Below are 19,634 nucleotides of genomic sequence, written 5' to 3' on the forward strand. Positions count from 1 at the left end.
TTCAGGCTTCCGTGCCGAGTTGCTGGAATGCGGAGAATGGAATCGGGTCGATCGGGAAACGCGGGCGTAGCCAGCCTACGTCGGCGCGCCCGGTGGCTTCGCGCAGGCGATCGCTGCAGTAGCCGACGCACATGCGCCCCTGGCAGTCGCCCATGCTCACCCGGGTGCGCATCTTCAGCCCGGCCATGTCTTCGACGCCCTGCTCCAGGGCGCGGTCGATGTCGCTGCGGGTCACGTGTTCGCAGCGGCAGATCACCGTGTCGGGCTGCGGCAGGTCAATCTGCTTGGTGCCGCGGTGGGTGTAGCGTTCTACGCCAGCGCGAAAGCGCTTGATTGCCGCCAGTTGGCCGAGGTACTTCTCGCGCAATTCGATGGCCTGTTCAGCGTTGAGCACTTCGCGCTGCAGCAGGATCGAGACGGCGGCGATGCGCCCGGTGAGCATTGCCGCTTCGCCACCACGGATGCCGCCCATGTCGCCAGCCAGGTGGATATGCGCCTGGCTGCTTTGCTGCCAGACGTTGCTTTCCGGGCGCAGGTAGCCGTCTTCGTTGAAGCCGTGGTCCAGACCCAGTTGCTGGCTGAGTTGCGTGCGCGGGATAAACCCGTAGCCCACCGCCAGGGTTTGCGCCGGTTCGCGTTGAGCGCGGGAGAGGTCTGGTTGCCAATCGTCACCGTAGGGTGCCACGGTCACTTCAGCCAGTTCGCCCTCGCCCTTGGCTTCGACGACGCCCCAGCCGTAGTACATGGGGATGCCATTGAGTTTCATGTAGCCGAGCATGCTCAGGCCATCGAGGAACAGTTGCGGCTTGTTCATCAGCGCCAGGCTTTCACGGGCGATCTTGCTGAACGGGCAGGCTTCATAGACACCGGCGACTTTCGCCCCGGCCGCGTGCAGTTGGCAGGCCACCAGCGGCAACAACGGCCCGGTACCGGCGATCACGGTACTGCCCAGGGGTTTGACCACGCCGCTCTTGATCTGCAGTTGCAGCCCGCCGAGCAGCATGACGCCAGGCAAGGTCCAACCGGCGAAGGGGACGTTGCGCTCATGGCAACCGGCCGACAGCAGCAGGTGGGAATAGTCGATCTCGTGCAGGGTTTCTTCGGCATCGAGCACCATCAAGCGCTGCTCGTCACCACCCACCACGCGGCTGTTCAGGCGCAGGTCGATACGATCGCCGCAGGCGGCAAAATCCTTGTGCAGTTTCTTCAGCGCCTTGCTGTAGCGGGCGCCCAGGTAACCCAGGTCGACGCCGCTGCGCAGCGGCCCGCGAAAGACCACGCCACCCGGACGCGAGGCTTCATCGAACAACAGGCTGGAAACACCGTGGTTGGCCAGCTCGATCGCCGCCGCCATACCCGCCGAACCACCCCCGACAATCACTGGACGCAGGCTCATGGTGCCTCCTGCCCGGCAAAGCGGTTGGTCCCGGTTTCGACCTGCATACCCGGCTGCACCACAGTCTGGCAGGCGCGGCGCTTGGGCCGGCCGTTGATCGACACCAGGCAGCAATGGCAGACACCCATGCCGCAGAAAGCGCCGGTCAGTTGATCGTGATCGTTGCGCGCCACCTGGCGCAGGCCCACAGCGTTGAGCACGCTGAGCACGGTTTCACCGGCGGCGACAGCGACTGCCTGGCCGTTGAGTTCGATGGTCATGTCCGCCCGCGACAGGGGCTGGATATCAAGCTTTCGCTCCAGAGTCTGCATAGCTTTTCGTCCGTGAAAAAGAAACATGGACTGCGCACACTATGCCAAGCGCGCGCCTGGACTATTGATCCAGGCCAGCTAATGGGTCTGCTTGCCGGACAAACCGACAAAACAGGGCAGATGGCCTGTGCTTATCTGGCCGACGTTTCTCAACGGGCGATTCTAGAAAAAAGTGCATTCAAATCGGTGACCCGATTTTAATGCACAAGGGAGGAGCACGTTATGTCTGTTCGAACCGCGATTAGCGTCTGTAGCAGAGTACTCACATGATCGCTTTGGAATACCGGAAGAGGCGCAGGTCAGTCTGTTTTTTTACTAGTGTTCGAAGTCGATGGCGCAATTGGCTTCTTTTCGGACCGACCTTTGTCCTGACTGCGCTCCTCTTTGAATCTTTGGTGCCATCGCTCCAATGCCTCTGCACCATCTGATGCTTGGCTAAGCGGGCTGAGGAGCAAGAGAGCAAGCAGGATTGAGCTAACCAGTTTCATGAGAACCTCACTTTTTTACTTTGAACGTGTCCGTACTGTCCCAACAACCAGGCCAAATCATCGAAGATCGCAGCGAAATGCATCGCGCCAAGCCGACGCAATGAATTTGCGGTTCGGTGTGATTGAAGGATCATCCGGGGGTAGCTTTGAGGGGAGCGAGCGAGGCGGCTCAGACCAGCGCCGATGAGCTGCGCGATCGGGCCTTGAGGGTCAAGATGCTTCAGGTCGGCATGCACCCGCCTCAGTTCACGCGCTAGTTGCAGTGACAACCTGCCCAGGTACTCGTGTTGATGTTGGCTATCGAGTGTTGCCGGTGCCAGTGCAGCCAACGAGGCGAGCCGGTGCTGCTGGCGTACCTGCCATGAGTGATCACTACCGGCAGCACCCCGTCGAAGCAATACCAGAGTCTCGCGATGAAGGGCTTCAACTAGCCCATCGAAATTCCTGTCATTTCGTTTTGGTAGTAGCTGGTACGCAAGCAGACAGATACCTAAAGCGATGATCCATGAAACGGATTGATTCGCGAAATCATTGAAGTCATAGGCGGGTACGAGAGTAGTAGATACCAAAGTGTTGAAGGCGATCAGAAAAGCTACCCCTTGGAAAGCGCGGGAAGGCAAGGTAGTCGCGTGAATGCCGAACGACCAGAAAAGGCTCAGGCTGACCAGAAGCAGTGGCAGACCATTGATCTGCGGCAGGATGAGGAACTTGCACGCGAGCGCTGCGGGAATCGCATACAGCGTCCCACGTAGAAAGCTTTCGGTGCCTTTTTCGGGGGTGGGCATTGCAGCGATCAGTGTGCAGTAGGGCCCCAGAACTGCCAGCAGGGTCGGGCCTTGGTCCCAGCCACTTATGTACCAGACAGCACCTGCCAGCAAAGTTGCCAGAAGGGCTCTGATCCCGTTACGCAGGCCGTCGGCGTAATGGCGATGAAAGCGAAATGGGCGATGAACATGAGCAGTTTCTTGCTCTAGGGAAGAGAAGCCTTCCAGGGCCAAAGCGAACTCTTCCAACTGCTCGTCCAAGCGCCTGAACGCAAGGAGGGTACGTTGTACTGGATGACTCGATTGGGGAGCCGAAGCTATTTTGCTTGCTAGCTCGTCACGAATATTTCGAACTCGGACCTTGGCCTCTGACAGGCTCAGAGAGTGCTCGCTTAATGCCCTGCTTACCGAAGCAAGCTGAAGGCCCGTTGCCGAAACCGCATGTGTTGATTCCAGTACCGACAAGTCGGCAGGCAACTCATGTTCCAGCAGTGCCGATTGCAAGTAAGCCGAGCCAGACCTGATGGCTTTCAAATTGTCACTGATGACCCAGGATTCACCTCGACCCAGACCGAGGAGATCGTCCATCTTGTTGATCTCTGCCGCGAGGACAAGACGGTTGCGATGCGCCTGCTCATCTGCAGGTTGTGCGTATTTCTCTGCAATCAATGCTGCGGCCTTGACACACAAGCTGATCACGGTGTCGCGTATCCGAGCCTCGACTGTCTTGCGACTGAAGAGAACGGTAACCAGAGTCAGACTAATAGCCCCGACCACCACCGCAGTGGCACGGGAGACGATGTGTTCAAAGCTGATCTGAGGTTCGACAATGGCTGGCCCCAACGCCAGGCAAACGGTGTAGCCGGCCACTACGGCGGTTGTTGCGTAGTAATGCCGAACTACAGACATAGCGGCTACACATAGCCCAAGCCATATCCCAACGCCCAATATCAACAGGATCATTTGCTGGGCGAAACACACCACCAGAACGAATGCGGCTACGGCACCTACCAGTGTGCCGGCGATACGATGCAGACCTTTGCCAACCACAGCTCCCTGAACGGGATTGACCAGCAGGAGCACGGTAGAGGCCGCGGAGAATGGCGAGTCCAGATGCAGGTAGAGACCTACGCATAATGCCAGAGCTGCTGCCATGCAACTGCGCAAGACATACAGGCTTGTAGAAGAAGTAAAGGGCAACGGCAATGCACCAAACCGTTTACCTATAGCTACGGCGCCCATTACAGATACTCCTGGAGCCAATGAGTCAGACGCTGATGGTTTGGTGCATCAGCCTGGTCCACCTCAATACTTGCTGTCATGCCTGCTGCAAGCTCCACGCCCTCCGGGATGTGGTCAATTTCAATGCGCACCGGCAATCTCTGGGCCAGTCGAATCCAGCTGAACGTCGGGCTCACCTGAGGTAAACCGTTCTGCGCCCGCACTTCATTGGTATCTGAGACTCCCCGTCCTATGCTCGACACATGACCGGAGAGCAGCGGCGAGAACCCCATGAGCTTGACCTTGGCACTGGCTCCAAGAGGAATATTTGTGAGTTTGGTCTCCTCGAAATAGCCGGTGACCCAGAAACTCTTGCTGTCGACAACGAACATGTTGGTGCCACCTGCAACGGCATAATCACCGGGTTGCAGACGCAGTTGGGTGACGTAGCCATCTACGGGCGCAAAGATCTTGGTGCGTTGTAGTTCCAGTTGAGCCTGTGCCAACTGGGTCTGTGCAATGTTCAGCCGAGCTTTGGCGATTGCACTGGAGCGTACAGCGTTATCGATCTCTTCCTTGGGCACTACACCTACAAGCAGCTTCCTGCGGCGTAGCTCTTCGTTGCGCTGCTGGAACACCTCCTTGACCTCGGCCAGTTCGGCGGCTTTTTGATCGACTGCCAGGGCATAGCTTCGAGCATCGATGCTGTACATCAGATCGCCCTTTTGCACCCACTGGTTATCACCGACCCAAACCCGCTCGATGCTGCCGGATACCTCGGGAGCGATTCGGATAACCTGAGCACTAATGCGGCCATCTCGGGTCCATGGTGCCAATACATAAGCATTCCAAAGTGACAGGCAGAAATAGAGTGAAAAGGCACCAACAACCAGGGTGGCCAGGAACTTGAACAATCTCACTACGTGATTCATCGACGCCTCTTCAGAAATTGATGACCAGCAGAGAAAGCAAGGACACCGACAGGAAGAATCGGAGCAGGTTTGGATGCCACATCAGGTCCAACCAACGTCGCGTCATCCTTTCCAAAATGAGATAGAGCACCGTTGCTACCAGCAGGTAGATGAACAGTGGAGGGAAGTACACGTTGGCAAAGGAGAACTCGCTGAGCATGGATCGCACCTGTTGCTGGCCAAGTCAGCGCATCGTAGAAAATGCAGCTTGATTCAGATATGGACTATTAAGACAATAAATAATCAAATTAAGACATAGCGGCACTTTATGGCTACGACCGCTTTCCCTCTAGATCTTCATGATCCTGATTCACTTGCGCAGCCGGCTGTGGCCTTGCTGATCGAGTCTCAACAAAACGACACTGAGGTACCTGTCCACTACCACCGCAAGGGCCAACTGGTCGTGGCATTGAAAGGGGGAAACGTGTGCACCATCGAAGATGGCTTATGGATGGTACCGCCAGGCTTTGGTGTATGGGTTCCAAGTGGAACAGTTCATAGCAACCGCGTTACGGCCAACGGCAAGATCTGCTTGCTGTTCATAGAGCCTGGCATCGCTCAGCTTCCGGAGCATTGCTGCACCCTGGCATTGAGCCCACTCATCCTGGAGTTGGTTTTGCATCTGGCAGGCTGCCCTAACGATTATCCTGCCGATGGCCAGATTACGCGGCTTGCTGGGGTGCTACTTGAGCTCCTGGAACAAGCACCTACTGAGCGTTTTTATCTACCGCTTCCGAAGAGCCCGCAAGTACGGAAGATTGCTAGCGCCTTGGCTGAGGCCCCTGCTAGTCGTGTGACAGTGGCCGAGTGGGCAGACAGGGTTGCCATGAGTGAGCGGACTCTTGCGCGGCTGATCAAAAGCGAGACGGGCCTTACCTTCGGACATTGGCGTAAGCAATGGCAGATAATCGTTGCGTTGCAGCACTTGGTCGAGGGCGCATCGGTGCAGAGCACCGCCGAAGCGTTGGGCTATGAGTCTGTCAGTTCTTTCATCAGCATGTTTCGCAAAACGCTTGGAAACTCACCAGCTCGCTACGTTCGTGAAGCGATCGTGAGTCAGAAACTGAGATAGCACACAGGCTAAAGCAGCATGACGCTGGCATGGCCGGCAAGTGTCGAACGAGGGTTGCGGCAAGCGCAACAGGAGATAGGAAGGGCGCGTCAAAGAAGGGAGCCAGTGGCGGCTCCCTTCATCCGCGACAGTTTTAATTCTTTAAAACCATCTGGACTTTACCGCAGCGACCGTTACTCGACGGTCACCGATTTCGCCAGGTTACGCGGCTGGTCGACGTCGGTACCCTTGAGCACCGCCACGTAGTACGACAGCAGTTGCAGCGGGATGGTGTAGAGGATCGGCGCCAGGGCATCGATGATGTGCGGCACGGCGATTACATGGGTGCCTTCGCCATTGCTCATGCCGGCCTGCTCGTCTGCGAAGACGATCAGCTCGCCACCGCGAGCGCGGACTTCCTGCAGGTTGGACTTGAGCTTTTCCAGCAGCTCGTTGTTCGGCGCCACAGTGACCACTGGCATGTCGCTGTCGACCAGCGCCAGCGGGCCATGCTTGAGCTCGCCGGCCGGGTAGGCTTCGGCGTGAATGTAGGAGATCTCTTTGAGTTTCAGAGCACCTTCCATCGCTACCGGGAACTGCGCGCCACGACCGAGGAACAGGGTGTGGTGCTTGTCGGCGAACAGCTCGGCGGTCTTCTCGACGATCGCATCCATGGCCAGGGCTTCGCCCAGGCGGGTTGGCAGGCGACGCAGTTCTTCCACCAGCTCGGCCTCGACACCGGCGGCCAAGGTACCACGCACCTGGCCCAGGGACAGGGTCAGCAGCATCAGCGACACCAGCTGGGTGGTGAAGGCCTTGGTCGAAGCTACGCCAATTTCCGGGCCGGCCTGGGTCAGCAGGGTCAGGTCCGACTCACGCACCAGCGAACTGATGCCGACGTTGCAGATTGCCAGGCTGCCGAGGAAGCCCAGTTCCTTGGCGTTGCGCAGGGCAGCCAGGGTGTCGGCGGTTTCACCCGATTGGGAGATCGAGACGAACAGGGTGTCAGGCTGCACCACCACCTTGCGGTAGCGGAACTCGCTGGCGACTTCGACCTGGCAAGGAATACCGGCCAGGCTTTCCAGCCAGTAACGGGCAACCATACCGGCATGGTAGCTGGTGCCGCAGGCAACGATCTGCACATTGCGCACTTTGGCGAACAGCTCGGCAGCTTGCGGACCGAAAGCCTGGACCATCACGTGATCCTTGCCCAGGCGGCCTTCCAGGGTGCGTTGCACCACGGTTGGCTGCTCGTGGATTTCCTTGAGCATGAAGTGACGGTACTCGCCCTTGTCAGCCGCTTCGGCGCCTTCATGGTATTGCACGGTTTCGCGCTGGACCTGGGTGCCGGCGACGTCCCAGATGGTGACCTGTTCGCGGCGGATTTCGGCGATGTCGCCCTCTTCCAGGTACATGAAGCGGTCGGTGACCTGGCGCAGGGCCAGTTGGTCGGAAGCCAGGAAGTTCTCGCCGTGGCCCAGGCCGATGACCAGCGGGCTGCCGCTGCGGGCTGCCAACAGGCGATCAGGCTGCTTGGCGCTGATCACTGCCAGGCCATAAGCGCCGTGTAGCTGCTTGACCGCAGCCTTGAGGGCATCGGCCAGGTCAGGCAAAGATTTGAGGGTGTGAGCCAGCAGGTGAACGATCACCTCGGTATCGGTCTCGGAGCTGAATACGTAACCCAGGCCCTTGAGCTTTTCACGCAGTTCTTCGTGGTTCTCGATGATGCCGTTGTGCACCACCGCCAGTTCATGACCGGAGAAATGCGGGTGAGCATTGTGCTCGGTTGGGGCACCGTGGGTGGCCCAACGGGTATGGGCGATACCCAGGTTGCCGGCCAGCGGTTCAGCGCCGACTGCAGCTTCCAGCTCACTGACCTTGCCGATACGACGGCGGCGCTCGAGGTTGCCCTGCTGGGTGTAAACGGCCAGACCTGCGCTGTCATAGCCGCGGTACTCGAGACGCTTGAGGCCTTCGATCAGAATGGTTGTGATGTTACGTTCGGCGACGGCACCAACGATTCCACACATTAGTCATGCTCCTGGGTGATAGCGGCGCAAATCACGTTGATGCCGCGGGCTTCAATCTGTTCGCGTGCCTCGGTGGGCAGGCGATCATCAGTAATAAGGGTGTTGACGCTGCTCCACGGCAGCTCAAGGTTGGGGATCTTGCGCCCGACCTTGTCGGACTCGACCATGACGATCACTTCCCGGGCGACGTCAGCCATCACCCGGCTCAGGCCCAGCAGTTCGTTGAACGTGGTGGTGCCGCGCGCCAGGTCGATGCCGTCGGCGCCAATGAACAGTTGGTCGAAGTCGTACGAGCGTAGTACCTGCTCGGCTACCTGGCCCTGGAACGATTCCGAATGCGGGTCCCAGGTGCCACCGGTCATCAGCAGTACCGGTTCGTGTTCCAGTTCGCTGAGGGCACGGGCCACATTCAACGAGTTGGTCATCACCACCAGACCGGGTTGATGACCCAGCTCCGGGATCATCGCAGCGGTGGTGCTGCCACTGTCGATGATGATTCGTGCGTGTTCGCGGATACGTCCCACAGCAGCCTTGGCGATGGCCTGCTTATAAAGGGAGACCGGCTGGCCCTGATCAGTAAACAGTTCCTGCGGCAGAGTTACCGCACCGCCATAGCGACGCAGCAGCAGGCCGTTGGCTTCAAGGGCAGCCAGATCCTTGCGGATGGTGACTTCCGAGGTTTCGAAACGCTTGGCCAAAGCGTCGACGCTCACCTCGCCCTGCTCATTGAGCAAAGCCAGGATGTTATGACGACGTTGGGGAGTGTTACGTTTCGACATGGTGCCTTAAGTTTCGTTTCGAAAGATAATGATGCCAATCAAAACCTATAGCGACTCATGCGTCAAGGACGCTGAAAAGATTTTCTTAATGTGAACAACTTTCTCCACAGCACGACTTTATCCACAGAATGAAAAAGGCCGACTTATGCACAATCCCGTCGGCCTTCTTTTTCAGCTGTGGGTAACTCAGCTCTTCTTGATCTTCTCCGGCCGCTTCCAGCCATCGATATTGCGCTGACGCGCCCGACCGACCGCCAACTGCGCCGCTTCAACGTTCTGGGTAATAGTTGAACCCGCTGCGGTGGTGGCGCCGTCGAGGATATCCACAGGCGCTACCAGCGAGTTGTTCGAGCCGATGAACACGTCTTCACCCAGCACGGTCTTGAACTTGTTGGCGCCGTCATAGTTACAGGTGATGGTGCCGGCCCCAATGTTGGTACGCGCGCCGACCTCGGCATCACCCAGGTAAGTCAGGTGACCGGCCTTGGCGCCTTCACCCAGGTGGGCGTTCTTCAATTCGACAAAGTTACCCACATGGGCACACGCTTCGAGCACGCTGCCTGGACGCAGGCGGGCAAACGGGCCGGCATCACTGCCTTCACCCATGATCGCGCCTTCCAGATGGCTGTTGGCTTTGACCACCACACCCTTGCGCAGGGTGCTGTTCTTGATCACGCAGTTCGGGCCGATGACGACGTCGTCTTCGATGACCACGCGACCTTCGAGGATCACGTTGATATCGATCAGCACGTCGCGACCAACGGTCACTTCACCACGTACATCGAAGCGCGCCGGGTCACGCAGGGTCACGCCCTGGGCCATCAGGCGGCGGCCTTCGCGCAGCTGATAGTGACGCTCCAGCTCAGCCAGCTGGCGACGGTCGTTGGCGCCCTGCACTTCCATCGGGTCCAGCGGCTGTTCGGTGGCGACCACCAGGCCATCGGCCACGGCCATGGCGATGACGTCGGTGAGGTAGTACTCGCCCTGGGCGTTGTTGTTCGACAGCCGGCCCAGCCAGTCAGCCAGGCGCGCGCCCGGGACGGCGAGGATGCCGGTGTTGCCTTCGTTGATAGCTTTCTGTGCGTCGCTGGCATCCTTGTGCTCGACGATCGCCGCCACCTGACCCTGGGCATCACGGACGATGCGGCCATAGCCGGTCGGATCATCCAGGGTCACGGTCAGCAGGCCAAGCTGCTGCGGGGTGACCTTGGCAAGCAAACGCTTGAGCGTGTCTACCTCGATCAGTGGTACATCGCCGTAGAGGATCAGCACGGTATCGGCATTCAGTGCCGGTAGGGCCTGGGCCACGGCGTGGCCGGTGCCCAACTGCTTGTCTTGCAGCACGAAGTTCAGGTCATCGGCGGCCAGTCGTTCACGTACCAGCTCCGCACCATGCCCGATCACCACATGAATACCCTGCGGCTGCAGTTGGCGGGCACTGTGGATAACATGGCCGAGCATGGAGTCGCCGGCGACCGGATGCAGCACCTTGGGCAGCGCCGAGCGCATGCGGGTACCTTGGCCTGCGGCGAGAATAACGATATCGAGAGACATTGACTGGCTACCAATCCTGGGGGGTCAGCGCTGTGACCAGAAGAAGAAATTCGGAAAAAGAAAAAGGGTAGCCGAGGCTACCCTTTAACTCAATCGCAACGGAAGTGATCGGCGAGCGCCAGATTACTTGCCTTTGCGCATTTGCTGGACGGTACGCAACTGGGCTGCGGCCTCGGCCAGACGTGCGGCGGCGGCGCCGTAGTCGAAATCCGCGCCTTTCAGATTCAGGGCGTTCTCGGCAGCCTTGAGGGCTTCCTGAGCCTGAGCCTCGTCCAGGTCTGCAGCACGTTGCACAGTATCGGCAAGCACCTTGACCATGTTCGGCTGGACCTCGAGGAAACCACCAGAGATGTAGAACACCTCTTGGGCGCCACCCTGCTTGGTCAGCGTGATCGGACCTGGCTTCAGATTAGTGATCAGCGGGGCGTGGCCTGGAGCGATACCAAGATCACCCAGGTTGCCGTGCGCAATCACCATCTCGACCAGACCGGAGAAAATTTCCCCTTCCGCGCTGACGATATCGCAATGGACTGTCATAGCCATCTGCTTGCCTCAACCTGATTAGCGCCCCTTGCGGGGCGCCGGGATTACAGTTTCTTGGCTTTCTCGACGGCTTCTTCGATGCTGCCGACCATGTAGAACGCTTGTTCTGGCAGGTGGTCGTAGTCACCTTTGAGGATGCCGCTGAAGCCTGCAATGGTGTCTTTCAGGGAAACGTATTTACCTGGAGAACCGGTGAAGACTTCGGCCACGAAGAACGGCTGGGACAGGAAGCGCTGGATCTTACGAGCGCGCGATACCAGCTGCTTGTCGGTTTCGGACAGTTCGTCCATACCCAGAATGGCGATGATGTCCTTCAGCTCTTTGTAGCGCTGCAGAACATACTGAACGCCACGAGCGGTGTCGTAGTGCTCGTTGCCGATCACGTTCGGGTCCAGCTGGCGCGAAGTCGAGTCCAGTGGATCGACCGCTGGGTAGATACCCAGGGAGGCGATGTCACGGGACAGTACGACGGTAGCGTCCAAGTGGGCGAAGGTGGTCGCTGGCGACGGGTCGGTCAGGTCGTCCGCAGGTACGTATACGGCCTGGATCGAGGTGATCGAACCTTCCTTGGTCGAAGTGATACGCTCTTGCAGAACGCCCATCTCTTCAGCCAGGGTCGGCTGGTAACCTACTGCCGAAGGCATACGGCCCAGCAGAGCGGATACTTCGGTACCGGCCAGGGTGTAACGATAGATGTTGTCGACGAACAGCAGAACGTCGTTACCTTCGTCACGGAACTTCTCAGCCATGGTCAGGCCGGTCAGCGCTACGCGCAGACGGTTTCCTGGTGGCTCGTTCATCTGACCGTAGACCAGCGCTACTTTGTCGAGAACGTTGGAGTCCTTCATCTCGTGGTAGAAGTCGTTACCCTCACGAGTACGCTCACCCACACCGGCGAACACGGAATAACCGCTGTGCTCGATGGCGATGTTACGGATCAGTTCCATCATGTTTACGGTTTTGCCTACACCGGCACCACCGAACAGACCAACTTTACCGCCCTTGGCGAACGGGCAAACCAGGTCGATAACCTTGATGCCGGTTTCCAGCAGGTCGTTGCCGCCTGCCTGGTCAGCGAACGAAGGAGCGTCGCGGTGGATACCCCAGCGCTCTTCTTCACCGATCGGACCAGCTTCGTCGATTGGGTTACCCAGGACGTCCATGATCCGGCCCAGGGTCGCTTTACCGACTGGTACGGAGATGGCTGCGCCGGTGTCTGCAACGTCCAGACCGCGCTTCAAGCCTTCGGTCGAGCCCATCGCAATGGTACGAACCACGCCGTCGCCCAGCTGCTGCTGAACTTCCAGGGTGGTTTCCGCGCCTACTACTTTCAGCGCGTTGTAAACACTCGGAACGCTGTCACGTGGAAATTCCACGTCGATGACGGCGCCGATGATTTGAACGATACGTCCGCTACTCATAGCTGGATCCTCTGAATATTTGAACCGTTAAACCGCGGCAGCGCCGCCGACGATTTCCGAGATCTCTTGGGTGATCGCAGCCTGACGCGCCTTGTTGTAGATCAGCTGCAATTCGCTGATCAGGTCACCGGCGTTGTCGGTGGCGTTCTTCATCGCGATCATCCGGGCAGCTTGTTCAGCTGCGTTGTTCTCGACCACCGCCTGGTAGACCTGCGACTCCACGTAACGCACCATCAGGCCGTCCAGCAGCTCTTTGGCGTCAGGTTCGTAGAGGTAGTCCCAGTGGTGCTTGAGTTCTTGATCCGGGGTTGCAACCAACGGAATCAACTGCTCGACCGTTGGGGCTTGCGTCATGGTATTGACGAACTTGTTCGATACCACGGACAGACGGTCGATACGACCATCCAGGTAAGCGTCCAGCATGACCTTGACGCTGCCGATCAGATCATTGATCGACGGCTCTTCGCCCAGGTGGCTGATTGCGGCTACGACGTTGCCGCCGAAGCTGCGGAAAAACGCCGCACCCTTGCTGCCAACCACGCAAAGATCGATCTCGATACCTTGCTCGCGGTTGACCGCCATGTCCTTGACCAGAGCCTTGAACAGGTTGGTGTTCAAGCCACCGCACAGACCACGGTCACTGCTCACGACGACATAACCAACGCGCTTTACTTCGCGTTCGATCATGAAGGGGTGGCGGTATTCCGGGTTGGCGTTGGCCAGATGACCGATAACCTGGCGGATACGCTCCGCGTAAGGACGGCTAGCAGCCATGCGCATTTGTGCCTTGCGCATTTTACTGACCGCCACTTTTTCCATGGCGCTGGTAATTTTTTGCGTGCTTTTGATGCTCGCAATCTTACTGCGAATCTCTTTTGCGCCTGCCATGTAACACCTATCAGGTTAGCAAGCGGGGGCCGCAAAGCCCCCGCTGCGGCTTACCAGGTTTGGGTGGCCTTGAACTTCTCGATACCGGCTTTGATGCCAGCGTCGATTTCGTCGTTGAAGTCACCCTTCACGTTGATCTTCGCCATCAGTTCGGCGTGATCACGGTTGAAGTAAGCGATCAGTGCTTGTTCGAAGCTACCAATCTTGGCGATTTCAACGTCGGTCAGGAACCCACGCTCAGCGGCATACAGCGACAGCGCCATGTCCGCGATGGACATTGGAGCGTATTGCTTCTGCTTCATCAGCTCGGTAACACGTTGACCGTGCTCGAGTTGCTTACGGGTGGCTTCGTCCAGGTCAGAAGCGAACTGGGCGAATGCCGCCAGTTCACGGTACTGAGCCAGAGCGGTACGGATACCACCGGAGAGCTTCTTGATGATCTTGGTCTGAGCGGCACCACCCACACGGGATACCGAAACACCGGCGTTCACTGCAGGGCGGATGCCCGAGTTGAACATGGCCGATTCCAGGAAGATCTGACCGTCGGTGATGGAAATCACGTTGGTCGGAACGAACGCGGAAACGTCGCCAGCCTGGGTTTCGATGATCGGCAGTGCGGTCAGGGAACCGGTCTTGCCAGTTACAGCACCGTTGGTGAACTTCTCGACGTACTCTTCGGAAACGCGCGATGCACGCTCCAGCAGACGGGAGTGGAGATAGAACACGTCACCTGGGTACGCTTCACGTCCTGGTGGACGGCGCAGCAGCAGGGAGATCTGACGGTAGGCAACGGCCTGCTTGGACAGGTCATCGTATACGATCAGCGCGTCTTCACCGCGGTCACGGAAGAACTCGCCCATGGTGCAACCGGCGTATGGCGCCAGGAATTGCAGTGCGGCGGATTCCGAAGCACTGGCAACCACCACGATGGTGTTGGCCAGGGCGCCGTTTTCTTCCAGCTTGCGAACGATGTTGGCAACGGTGGAACGCTTCTGGCCGACAGCAACATAAACACAGAAAATACCGGAGTCTTTCTGGTTGATGATGGCGTCGATCGCCATGGCGGTCTTACCGATCTGACGGTCACCGATGATCAGCTCGCGCTGGCCACGGCCGACCGGGATCATGGCGTCGACAGATTTGTAGCCAGTCTGTACAGGCTGGTCTACCGACTTACGCCAGATCACGCCCGGAGCAACTTTCTCGACCGCGTCGGTCTCGGTGTTGCCCAGTGGGCCTTTGCCGTCGATTGGGTTACCCAGTGCGTCGACTACGCGACCCAGCAGTTCCTTACCAACTGGAACCTCGAGGATGCGGCCGGTGCACTTGGCGCTCATGCCTTCAGCGAGGGTGTCGTAGGCGCCCAGTACTACCGCACCAACGGAGTCTTGCTCCAGGTTGAGGGCCATACCGAACACGCCACCTGGAAACTCGATCATTTCGCCGTACATAACGTCGGCCAGACCGTGAATCCGCACGATACCGTCAGAAACGCTGACGACGGTACCCTCGTTGCGGGCTTGGGAGGTCACGTCGAGTTTCTCGATGCGACCCTTGATGATTTCACTAATTTCGGAAGGATTGAGTTGCTGCATTGCTCTGCTGCCCCTTCAAACTCAAGATTTCAATGCTTCGGCCAGTTTCGCGATTTTGCCGCGAACCGAGCCATCGATTACCAGGTCGCCGGCGCGGATCACGACACCACCGATCAGGGTGGCATCCTCCGTCGCATGCAGGCGCACTTCCCGGCTGAGCCGTGCACTGAGAACCTTGGCGAGTTTGTCTTGCTGTTCTTGGTTCAACGCAAAAGCACTGGTGACTTCCACGTCCACGGATTTCTCTTGTTCAGCCTTGTACAGGTCGAACAAAGCCGAAATCTCCGGCAAAAGCAGGAGACGGTCGTTTTCCGCGGCAACATGAATGAAATTCTGTGCCTGTGCATCGAACTTGTCACCGCACACGTCAATAAACGCGGCGGCCTTTTCTGCGCTCGTCAGTCGCGGGGCCTTGAGCAGGCGCTGCATCGTGTCGTCTTCCGACACTGCAGCAGCCAGGCCGAGCATGGCTGACCAATTGGCCAGTTGCTGATGGGCCTGGGCGTGCTCAAAGGCCGCCTTAGCGTAAGGTCGGGCCAACGTGGTCAGTTCTGCCATGATCGCCCTCGCTTAAATTTCAGCGGCCAGTTTATTAACCAGCTCCGCATGCGCGTTTTGATCGATTGTGGCGCCAAGGATCTTTTCAGCACCGCCGACAGCCAGCAGACCCACTTGGGCACGCAGGGCGTCTTTGACACCGTTAATTTCCTGTTCGATCTCGGCCTGAGCCTGAGCCTTCACACGGTCAGCTTCGACGCGGGCCTGATCACGGGCTTCCTCGACGATCTGAGCACCGCGCTTCTTGGCTTGCTCAATGATTTCGGCTGCCTGAGCTTTCGCTTCGCGCAGTTGCTGACCCGCTTTGTCTTGGGCCAACTCCAGGTCGCGAGCTGCTCGGTTGGCAGCGTCCAGTCCATCCGCGATCTTCTTCTGACGTTCTTGCAATGCCGCGATGACCGGAGGCCACACGAACTTCATGCAGAACAGCACAAAAATGAAGAACGCAACGGACTGACCAATCAGGGTTGCATTAATGTTCACGCCAACACCTCGCTCGTTCTTTGTCCATCACACCAAACCACTCGAGAATTCGAGTGATTAGCCGGCGATTTGACCAACGAAGGGATTAGCGAAGGTGAAGAACAGAGCGATACCAACACCGATCATGGTTACGGCGTCGAGCAGACCGGCAACGATGAACATTTTAACTTGCAGCATTGGAACCATCTCTGGCTGACGAGCAGCGCCTTCCAGGAACTTGCCGCCCAGCAGGCCGAAACCAATGGCGGTACCCAGAGCACCCAGGCCGATCAGCAGAGCAACAGCGATAGCGGTAAGACCAACTACAGTTTCCATCTTTCCTCCCGACTTTTACGTCGTATTGGTTAGGTTTTTTAGTTTGAAGCGGTAAAACAAAATCGTTTGGTACAGCTGCCCTTGCGGACTTTTTCGACCCTTCCCCGTACCGGCGCAAGGGTCATCAGACACGCCAGGCGGTCTTAATGGTTATCTTCGTGAGCCATCGACAGGTAGACGATGGTAAGCATCATGAAGATGAACGCTTGCAGGGTGATGATCAGGATGTGGAACACAGCCCACGCCCACTGCAGCACCACGCCCAGGCCGCTGAGCCAGAGCAGGCCGCTGCCGAACATCACGGCAATCAGGATGAACACCAGCTCGCCGGCGTACATGTTGCCGAACAGACGCAGGGCCAGCGAGATTGGCTTGGCAATCAGGGTCACGAATTCGAGCAGGAAGTTGACCGGAATCAGCAGGATCTGAACGAAGATGTTCTTGCTGCCGAACGGGTGCAGGGTCAGCTCGCCGAGGAAGCCGCCGAGGCCTTTGACCTTGATGCTGTAGAAAATGATCAGGGCGAATACGCTGAAGGCCATGGCCAGGGTCGCGTTCGGGTCGGTGGTCGAAACGGCACGGAACGGAATGTGCGGATCACCGGAGATCAGGATGGCCAGTTGCGGAATCCAGTCGACCGGGATCAGGTCGACGGCGTTCATCAGGAAGACCCAGACGAAAATGGTCAGCGCCAGCGGGGCGATCACCGGGCTGCGGCCGTGGAAGCTGTCCTTGACGCTGCCGTCGACGAACTCAACCAGCACTTCTACGAAGTTCTGCAGGCCGCCAGGCTGACCGGAAGTCGCCTTCTTGGCTGCCATGCGGAACAGGAATACGAAAAGCAGACCCAGTGCGACCGACCAACCCAGGGTATCCAGGTGGAAAGCCCAGAAGCCCATTGCCTTGGCTTCTGCTGCGGAATGGGCAAAGCCCCAACCGCCGTCTGGTAGTTGACCGAAGGTCAGGTTCTGCAAGTGGTGCTGGATATAGCCCGAAGCGGTTTCTGCTGCCATGGTTGCCTCAAACGCCCTAAGGTCTCGAAAGTCTTATATTCATCAGCAGGGGCGCGAACCAGCTGACCAACTGGGTCAGCAGAAAGACACCGAAGACTGCTAACGGCGCCAATGGCTTCACTCCTGCGAACGTCAGTGCAAAAAGCACTGCCGTCAAAATCAACTTGCCTGCCTCGCCAGCGTAGAACGACTTGACGATGGCCTGCGCTGCCCTGGCTCCCGTGTAACGAAAAGCCTTCCAGGCGAAATACACATTCGGCAGCCAGGCAATCAGCCCTCCGCAGAGTGCCGAATATCCACTGACCGCCCCGTGCCACTGCCACAACGCCAAAGTTGCCAGCAGAAACACGACACATTGAGCCAACAGTACCGGAAAAACCGCCCAGCGATGGAAAGGCAAGCGGTTTGGCGTGCGGGTTTCCATCACAACTGCTCCTCGAAAGTCGACCAACCAGTCAGCTATGACTTGGCATAATTTGTGCCGACAAAATGCGCGCAGAGTATAGGGGCGGTTTAACCCCTATTCAACTGCCGGGTAGTGATTTCCGACTACGCGCTACAAAAGGAATTGTTTCAGCGGATGTGAGCAAGCACACCTTGCAACTCATCTAGTGAGTTGTAACGGATAACTAACTGGCCCTTGCCCTTGTTGCCGTGACGAATCTGTACGGCCGAGCCCAGACGCTCTGCCAGACGCTGTTCAAGGCGGGTGATGTCCGGGTCCGGCTTGGCAGGTTCTGCGGCCTCAGGCTTACCGTTGAGCCACTGGCGAACCAGTGCTTCAGTCTGGCGCACGGTCAGGCCGCGTGCGACAACGTGACGCGCCCCATCGACCTGCTGTTCATCCGGCAATCCGAGCAATGCCCGGGCGTGACCCATTTCCAGGTCGCCGTGGGACAACATGGTCTTGATCACCTCTGGCAACGAGATCAAGCGCAGCAGGTTGGCCACGGTTACCCGCGACTTGCCCACAGCATCGGCGACCTGTTGCTGGGTCAGCTGGAATTCCTGCTGCAGACGCTGCAGGGCGATGGCCTCTTCCACCGGGTTGAGATCTTCGCGCTGGATGTTCTCGATCAGGGCCATGGCGATGGCCGCTTCATCCGGCACATCGCGGACCATGGCCGGGATGGTGTCCATGCCGGCCTGCTGGCTGGCGCGCCAGCGGCGTTCACCGGCGATGATCTCGAATTTGTTGTCAGCGATCGGGCGCACCACGATCGGCTGCATCACGCCCTGGCTCTTGATCGAGTGGGCGAGTTCTTCCAGAGCCTGCGGGTCCATGTTCCGGCGCGGCTGGTACTTGCCGCGCTGGATCAGGTCGAGCGGCAGGTGTTGCAGTTCCTTTTGGTCGACCTGGACAGCCTGCTCTTCGAGCGCGCTGACGGTCGGACCACTGAGCAGTGCATCCAACCCACGTCCGAGACCCCGTTTCTTAACGGCCATGCGGATTCCTTAAGTTGTCTGTGCAGTGCGGGTTTGACGACGTTGGCGACGAACCAGTTCCCCGGCCAGTGCCAGGTATGCCAGGGCGCCACGCGATTGCTTGTCGTAGGCCAGGGCCGGCATGCCGAAGCTCGGGGCCTCGGCAAGGCGGATGTTGCGTGGAATCACGGTGTCGTACAGCTGGTCGCCGAAGTGTTCCTTGAGCTGTGCGGAAACATCGTTGATCAGGCTCAGACGTGGGTCGTACATGGTCCGCAGCAGGCCTTCGACCTTGAGCTGCGGGTTCAGCCGCTCGCCGATCCGCTTGATGTTATCCACAAGGTCGCTCAAGCCTTCCAGGGCAAAGTATTCACATTGCATCGGAATGATCACGCCATCGGCGGCGACCAGGGCGTTGAGGGTCAGCATCGACAGCGACGGCGGGCAGTCGATCAGGATGTAGTCGTAATTCTCGCGGATCGGCGCCAGCGCGGTGCGCAGGCGGCTCTCCTTCATCTGCATTTCCAGCAGGACCACTTCGGCGGCGGTCAGGTCGCGGTTGGCCGGCAGCAGCTGATAGCCGCCGTGCTCGGAGAAGTGCATGGCCTGGGCCAGGTCGCATTCGCCGATCAACAGGTCATAGACCGAATGTTCCAGGACGTGTTTATCCACACCGCTACCCATGGTGGCGTTGCCCTGTGGATCGAGATCGATCAGCAGCACGCGGCGCTTGGTTGCCACCAGCGATGCTGCGAGATTGATACAGGTGGTGGTTTTGCCCACACCACCTTTCTGGTTCGCGATTGCGAATACCTTAGCCATTCTTGC

The 19,634-nt window shown here is 58.4% G+C and carries 20 protein-coding genes; 1 reads left to right on the top strand and 19 read right to left on the bottom strand.

The window, feature by feature from the left end; translation table 11 throughout:
* Window position 1: 1 nt before the first annotated feature.
* From hcnB to LOY45_RS26745, 5 genes are all read right to left on the bottom strand, one after another.
* A complete protein-coding gene (hcnB, locus tag LOY45_RS26725; protein WP_134065266.1) occupies window positions 2–1,396 on the bottom strand; it encodes a cyanide-forming glycine dehydrogenase subunit HcnB in 1,395 nt (464 codons plus the stop codon).
* The gene (gene hcnA / locus LOY45_RS26730) at window positions 1,393–1,707 is read right to left on the bottom strand and encodes a cyanide-forming glycine dehydrogenase subunit HcnA (protein WP_038997941.1); all 315 of its coding nucleotides are present in this window, start codon (window positions 1,705–1,707) and stop codon (window positions 1,393–1,395) included. The genes hcnB and hcnA overlap by 4 nt, the downstream gene beginning before the upstream one ends.
* Before the next feature lie 484 nt (window positions 1,708–2,191).
* Window positions 2,192–4,201: an FUSC family protein gene (locus LOY45_RS26735; RefSeq protein WP_258578595.1), complete on the bottom strand. Its 2,010-nt coding sequence runs from the start codon at window positions 4,199–4,201 to the stop codon at window positions 2,192–2,194.
* Window positions 4,201–5,112 (bottom strand): efflux RND transporter periplasmic adaptor subunit, encoded by a 912-nt coding sequence (locus LOY45_RS26740; RefSeq protein ID WP_258578596.1) that lies wholly within the window; start codon window positions 5,110–5,112, stop codon window positions 4,201–4,203. Before LOY45_RS26740 ends, LOY45_RS26735 begins: the two co-directional genes overlap by 1 nt.
* Window positions 5,113–5,122: 10 nt before the next feature.
* Window positions 5,123–5,311 carry a DUF1656 domain-containing protein gene (locus LOY45_RS26745; protein WP_258578597.1) on the bottom strand — a complete coding sequence of 63 codons (189 nt, stop codon included), beginning with the start codon at window positions 5,309–5,311 and terminating at the stop codon, window positions 5,123–5,125.
* 108 nt (window positions 5,312–5,419) lie between these two features.
* On the opposite strand from LOY45_RS26745, the gene LOY45_RS26750 reads away from it, so the two are divergent.
* Window positions 5,420–6,223 carry an AraC family transcriptional regulator gene (locus tag LOY45_RS26750; RefSeq protein WP_258578598.1) on the top strand — a complete coding sequence of 268 codons (804 nt, stop codon included), beginning with the start codon at window positions 5,420–5,422 and terminating at the stop codon, window positions 6,221–6,223.
* Window positions 6,224–6,396: 173 nt separating this feature from the next.
* Here LOY45_RS26750 and glmS read toward each other — a convergent pair whose 3' ends face one another.
* The 14 genes from glmS to LOY45_RS26820 all read right to left on the bottom strand — a co-directional run bounded on the left by glmS (window position 6,397) and on the right by LOY45_RS26820 (window position 19,628).
* Window positions 6,397–8,232 (bottom strand): glutamine--fructose-6-phosphate transaminase (isomerizing), encoded by a 1,836-nt coding sequence (gene glmS, locus LOY45_RS26755; RefSeq protein ID WP_115084574.1) that lies wholly within the window; start codon window positions 8,230–8,232, stop codon window positions 6,397–6,399.
* Window positions 8,232–9,011 carry a DeoR/GlpR family DNA-binding transcription regulator gene (locus LOY45_RS26760; protein ID WP_134065270.1) on the bottom strand — a complete coding sequence of 260 codons (780 nt, stop codon included), beginning with the start codon at window positions 9,009–9,011 and terminating at the stop codon, window positions 8,232–8,234. Before LOY45_RS26760 ends, glmS begins: the two co-directional genes overlap by 1 nt.
* A gap of 186 nt (window positions 9,012–9,197) precedes the next feature.
* Window positions 9,198–10,565, bottom strand: a complete 1,368-nt coding sequence (gene glmU, locus LOY45_RS26765; protein ID WP_258578599.1) for a bifunctional UDP-N-acetylglucosamine diphosphorylase/glucosamine-1-phosphate N-acetyltransferase GlmU — start codon at window positions 10,563–10,565, stop codon at window positions 9,198–9,200.
* A 123-nt stretch (window positions 10,566–10,688) separates the two neighbouring features.
* Window positions 10,689–11,108, bottom strand: a complete 420-nt coding sequence (locus tag LOY45_RS26770) for a F0F1 ATP synthase subunit epsilon (protein WP_038997917.1) — start codon at window positions 11,106–11,108, stop codon at window positions 10,689–10,691.
* 44 nt (window positions 11,109–11,152) lie between these two features.
* Window positions 11,153–12,529, bottom strand: a complete 1,377-nt coding sequence (gene atpD / locus LOY45_RS26775; RefSeq protein WP_115084568.1) for a F0F1 ATP synthase subunit beta — start codon at window positions 12,527–12,529, stop codon at window positions 11,153–11,155.
* 27 nt (window positions 12,530–12,556) lie between these two features.
* Window positions 12,557–13,417: a F0F1 ATP synthase subunit gamma gene (atpG, locus tag LOY45_RS26780; protein ID WP_038997915.1), complete on the bottom strand. Its 861-nt coding sequence runs from the start codon at window positions 13,415–13,417 to the stop codon at window positions 12,557–12,559.
* A gap of 50 nt (window positions 13,418–13,467) precedes the next feature.
* Entirely contained in the window at window positions 13,468–15,012 is a 1,545-nt protein-coding gene (gene atpA / locus LOY45_RS26785; RefSeq protein WP_038997914.1) for a F0F1 ATP synthase subunit alpha, read from the bottom strand.
* A gap of 21 nt (window positions 15,013–15,033) precedes the next feature.
* The gene (locus LOY45_RS26790; protein WP_115084566.1) at window positions 15,034–15,570 is read right to left on the bottom strand and encodes a F0F1 ATP synthase subunit delta; all 537 of its coding nucleotides are present in this window, start codon (window positions 15,568–15,570) and stop codon (window positions 15,034–15,036) included.
* A gap of 12 nt (window positions 15,571–15,582) precedes the next feature.
* Window positions 15,583–16,053, bottom strand: coding sequence for a F0F1 ATP synthase subunit B (locus tag LOY45_RS26795; protein ID WP_010222733.1), 471 nt, complete (start codon window positions 16,051–16,053; stop codon window positions 15,583–15,585).
* Window positions 16,054–16,110: 57 nt separating this feature from the next.
* Entirely contained in the window at window positions 16,111–16,368 is a 258-nt protein-coding gene (gene atpE, locus LOY45_RS26800) for a F0F1 ATP synthase subunit C (protein WP_003097235.1), read from the bottom strand.
* 143 nt (window positions 16,369–16,511) lie between these two features.
* Entirely contained in the window at window positions 16,512–17,381 is an 870-nt protein-coding gene (atpB, locus tag LOY45_RS26805; protein WP_115084564.1) for a F0F1 ATP synthase subunit A, read from the bottom strand.
* A gap of 16 nt (window positions 17,382–17,397) precedes the next feature.
* Window positions 17,398–17,805: a F0F1 ATP synthase subunit I gene (locus tag LOY45_RS26810; RefSeq protein WP_010222722.1), complete on the bottom strand. Its 408-nt coding sequence runs from the start codon at window positions 17,803–17,805 to the stop codon at window positions 17,398–17,400.
* Window positions 17,806–17,954: 149 nt separating this feature from the next.
* Window positions 17,955–18,827, bottom strand: coding sequence for a ParB/RepB/Spo0J family partition protein (locus tag LOY45_RS26815; protein WP_258578600.1), 873 nt, complete (start codon window positions 18,825–18,827; stop codon window positions 17,955–17,957).
* 9 nt (window positions 18,828–18,836) lie between these two features.
* Window positions 18,837–19,628 (bottom strand): ParA family protein, encoded by a 792-nt coding sequence (locus LOY45_RS26820; RefSeq protein WP_010222720.1) that lies wholly within the window; start codon window positions 19,626–19,628, stop codon window positions 18,837–18,839.
* Window positions 19,629–19,634 lie beyond the last annotated feature (6 nt).

This window comes from Pseudomonas wadenswilerensis (assembly GCF_024749185.1).
Classification (GTDB): domain Bacteria; phylum Pseudomonadota; class Gammaproteobacteria; order Pseudomonadales; family Pseudomonadaceae; genus Aquipseudomonas; species Aquipseudomonas wadenswilerensis.